We start from the raw sequence: 2,932 nt of genomic DNA, 5'->3' as shown, positions 1-2,932 counted from the left end.
ACCGCGCACCAGGTCGACCGGGCCGCCCTCCCGGACGAGCGTGTCCAGCAGGCCGTCCACGACCTGCTCGATCCGCGGCCGCATCGCGTGGATCCGCCGGACGGTGAACTCGGCGGTGAGCATCCGCCGCAGGCGCGAGTGCTCGGGCCCGTCCATCCGGGTGAACGACAGCTCCCCGGGCTTGGCGCCGGGCAGCACCTGGGGAAAGCCCGGGCGGGTGTCGTCGGCGCTGACCCGTTCATCGGCGAGCAGGGCCCGTACATCCGCGTAACGCGTCACCAGCCAGGCCCGGCCGCCCTCCGGAATGCGTATCCGGACCGGGCGTTCCTCGCGAAAGGAAGCGAGTTCCGTGAGGGGCCCCGTCACGTCCGGGCGGTGCGAGGGGAACTCACGTATCGCTTTCCGGTCCATGGAATCCAATGTGTGCTCCGCTGATCGGCGACAGGTGCTTGACGGCGTACGTCCGGTGGCGCGCGACCACTCTCGCGAGTGTGCTCCGTGCCGGCATCTTCGAGCTTGCCGAGTTCCTGGTGTGCGCTCTCCCGGCTAGCAAGCCGGGAGATGCTGCTCATCGGGGATTCCTGGTCATATCTGGGGAGTCCCTTTCGAGGTGGCCTCCGCCCACGACTTCCAAGGAATGATCCTCACATGTCGTCGGAATTCGAAAAAGCCGCCCAAAGGGCCATATGAGGACCGCGAGGCTGGTGCCGGGCACGGGACGCGAACGGAGACCGCGGGGTCCCGCGCGGGACCGGACAGACGCAACAGGTGATGTCTGCCCCGATGGCGAAGGAAAGGGAACACCGATGGCCGACGTGCGGCCCTACTACGAAATGCGCCATATCGTCGGATTCGAGGAGACCAACCTGGTAGGCAACGTCTACTACGTCAATTACGTCCGCTGGCAGGGCCGGTGCCGGGAGATGTTCCTGCTGGACATGGCCCCCGAAGTGCTCGACGACATCCGCGACGACCTGAAGCTGTTCACCATCTCGGTGGGCTGCGAGTTCTTCGCCGAGATCACCGCCTTCGACCGGCTCTCGATCCGGATGCGCCTGGAGGAGCTGACCCAGTCGCAGATCGTCTTCACCTTCGACTATCTGCGGTTGCACGAGGGCACCGAGCACCTGGTGGCCCGTGGCCGGCAACGGGTGGCCTGCATGCGCGGGCCCAACGGCGACACCCGCCCTACCAGGGTGCCCGAGGGCCTGAGGGCGGCCCTGGAGCCGTACGCGACACGGGTCCCGGCCACCGCGCCCATGAGCGGAGGGTGAGGCGATGGCGGACACCTCCTGGCCGTCATCCGGCAACGGCACCTCCACCGTCCTGAACAGCCGGCGCCGACTGCGCGACGTGTTCGGCTCCTTCGCGACCGGGGTCACCGTCGTGACCGTGGGCGGCGGCGACCCGCGCGGTACGACGGTCAGCTCCTTCACTGCGGTCCCGCTGGATCCGCCGCTGAGCCTGGTGCGCGTGGCCCGTACGGCGTCGCTGCATCAGCACGTGTCCGCCGGGGGGACGTCCGCCGTATCCGTCCTCCCGGCCGGGCAGGAGGAGCCGGCCCGCCGGTTCACCGACCGGACGAGGCGCCCGGTACGTACGATTTCGACGCCGTGGACGCCGAACCAGGCCGTCACACCGGAGCACCGGTCATCGCCGGCGCCCTTGCCCGGCTCGAGTGCCGGCTCGTGACCGTCCACGACGGGGGTGACCACGCGGCCCTCCTGGGCTCGGTGCCCGGAGCTCACAGAGGGCCGGCCGACGATGCCCTGCTCTTCCACGAAGGCGCCTTCCGCCGGCTGCAGGTGCCCGCCTGACCGATCCGGTCCCCCAGGGCCGGGCGGAGACCGGGTGGCACCGGCGGAGGAGCACGCCGCGTGTCCGTCACCGCCGTCCGGCGGGCGAACGGCGGCACGCCGTACCCGGGTGCTCAGCGCTCCGCCGAGGCCACGCACGAGACCGAACGAGGGAGTTGTCATGATGAAGCCGGCCCAGGGTGGTGCACCGGTCGGGTACGGCCCGGAAAGCCCCGGTGGCGCCGTGGTCCGCGCACCGCTGTCCCCGGTGCCCGCCCCCGGCGCCCGTCCCCGGACGGAGGCGGCGTGAGACCGTCCGCCCGCTGGGCACTGGGCTCCCTGTGCCTCGTCGTCTTCACCGACCTGCTCGGCTTCGGCATCATTCTGCCGCTGCTGCCCTACGCCGCCGAGGAGTTCGGGGCCTCCGGAGCCGCGATCGGTGCGCTGTTCGCCGCCTACTCGGTGGCCCAGCTGGTCGCCGCCCCGCTCCTGGGCCGGGCTTCCGACCGCTGGGGACGCAAGCCGGTGCTGCTGTTCGCGCTGTCCGGCTCGGTCGCCTCCGCCCTGCTGATGACCCAGGCCGGCACGCTGTCCGGCCTCCTCGCGGCCCGGGCCCTCGCCGGGGCCTGCGGAGGGTCGATCGGTGTCGCCCACGCCTTCGCCCTCGACATCACCCCCGCCGCGCACCGCACCCGCGCCCTCGGACTGCTCGGCGCGAGCGTCGGGCTGGGGTTCGTCTTCGGACCTGCCGTCGGCGCGCTGCTCGCGGAGCAGCGGCTCGACGGCGCGGCCATGGTGTCGGCGGGTGCCGCCACGGGCGCGCTGCTGCTGGCCACCGTGGCTCTGCCCGGCCGGCGGGAACTGCCCCGGCAGGACCTCACGGAGCGGTACGCCGGCCGCGCCGCGCGGTCCAAGGACAGAGGGCTGTGGCCCCTGGTGGCCGCGGGGTTCGCCGTCACGGCGGCGTTCTGTGCCATGGAAGCCACACTCGCCCTCCTCGGTGCCGACCGTCATGGGCTCTCGCCGGGCGGGCTCGGCTGGCTTCTTGCCTCCGCCGGGATGGCGCTGGCACTGGCCCAGGGCGGTCTGGCAGCGCCTCTCACCCGGCGTTGGGGCGAGCGGCGCGTGGCGGTGGG

The 2,932-nt window shown here is 72.0% G+C and carries 4 protein-coding genes and 1 pseudogene; 4 read left to right on the top strand and 1 reads right to left on the bottom strand.

The annotated features are described in order from the left end of the window. Nucleotides 1-411 (bottom strand): annotated as a pseudogene (locus VN520_RS18075) (cytochrome P450); the annotation flags it as partial. Nucleotides 412-806: 395 nt separating this feature from the next. Here VN520_RS18075 and VN520_RS18070 point away from each other — a divergent pair. The 4 genes from VN520_RS18070 to VN520_RS18055 all read left to right on the top strand — a co-directional run. Continuing rightward, complete coding sequence (locus tag VN520_RS18070; RefSeq protein ID WP_325747961.1) at nt 807-1,274, top strand: acyl-CoA thioesterase; 468 nt, start codon at nt 807-809, stop codon at nt 1,272-1,274. Nucleotides 1,275-1,278: 4 nt separating this feature from the next. Beyond that, a complete protein-coding gene (locus tag VN520_RS18065) occupies nt 1,279-1,692 on the top strand; it encodes a flavin reductase family protein (RefSeq protein WP_325747960.1) in 414 nt (137 codons plus the stop codon). Continuing rightward, nucleotides 1,689-1,817 (top strand): hypothetical protein, encoded by a 129-nt coding sequence (locus VN520_RS39655; RefSeq protein WP_414719880.1) that lies wholly within the window; start codon nt 1,689-1,691, stop codon nt 1,815-1,817. The genes VN520_RS18065 and VN520_RS39655 overlap by 4 nt, the downstream gene beginning before the upstream one ends. 285 nt (nt 1,818-2,102) lie before the next feature. Next, nucleotides 2,103-2,932, top strand: an 830-nt coding sequence (locus VN520_RS18055) for an MFS transporter (RefSeq protein ID WP_325747958.1), incomplete at its 3' end; no start/stop codon positions are given.

This window comes from Streptomyces sp., from assembly GCF_035563135.1.
Lineage (GTDB): Bacteria > Actinomycetota > Actinomycetes > Streptomycetales > Streptomycetaceae > Streptomyces.
Note: the sequence above shows the minus strand (reverse complement) of the source record. Positions and strands in the feature narration are given on the sequence as shown.

Excerpts from the sequence above, each read along its gene's own strand:
- VN520_RS18070 (WP_325747961.1), top strand. The coding sequence starts at position 807 with ATGGCCGACGTGCGGCCCTACTACGAAATGCGCCATATCGTCGGATTC.
- VN520_RS18065 (WP_325747960.1), top strand. The coding sequence starts at position 1,279 with ATGGCGGACACCTCCTGGCCGTCATCCGGCAACGGCACCTCCACCGTC.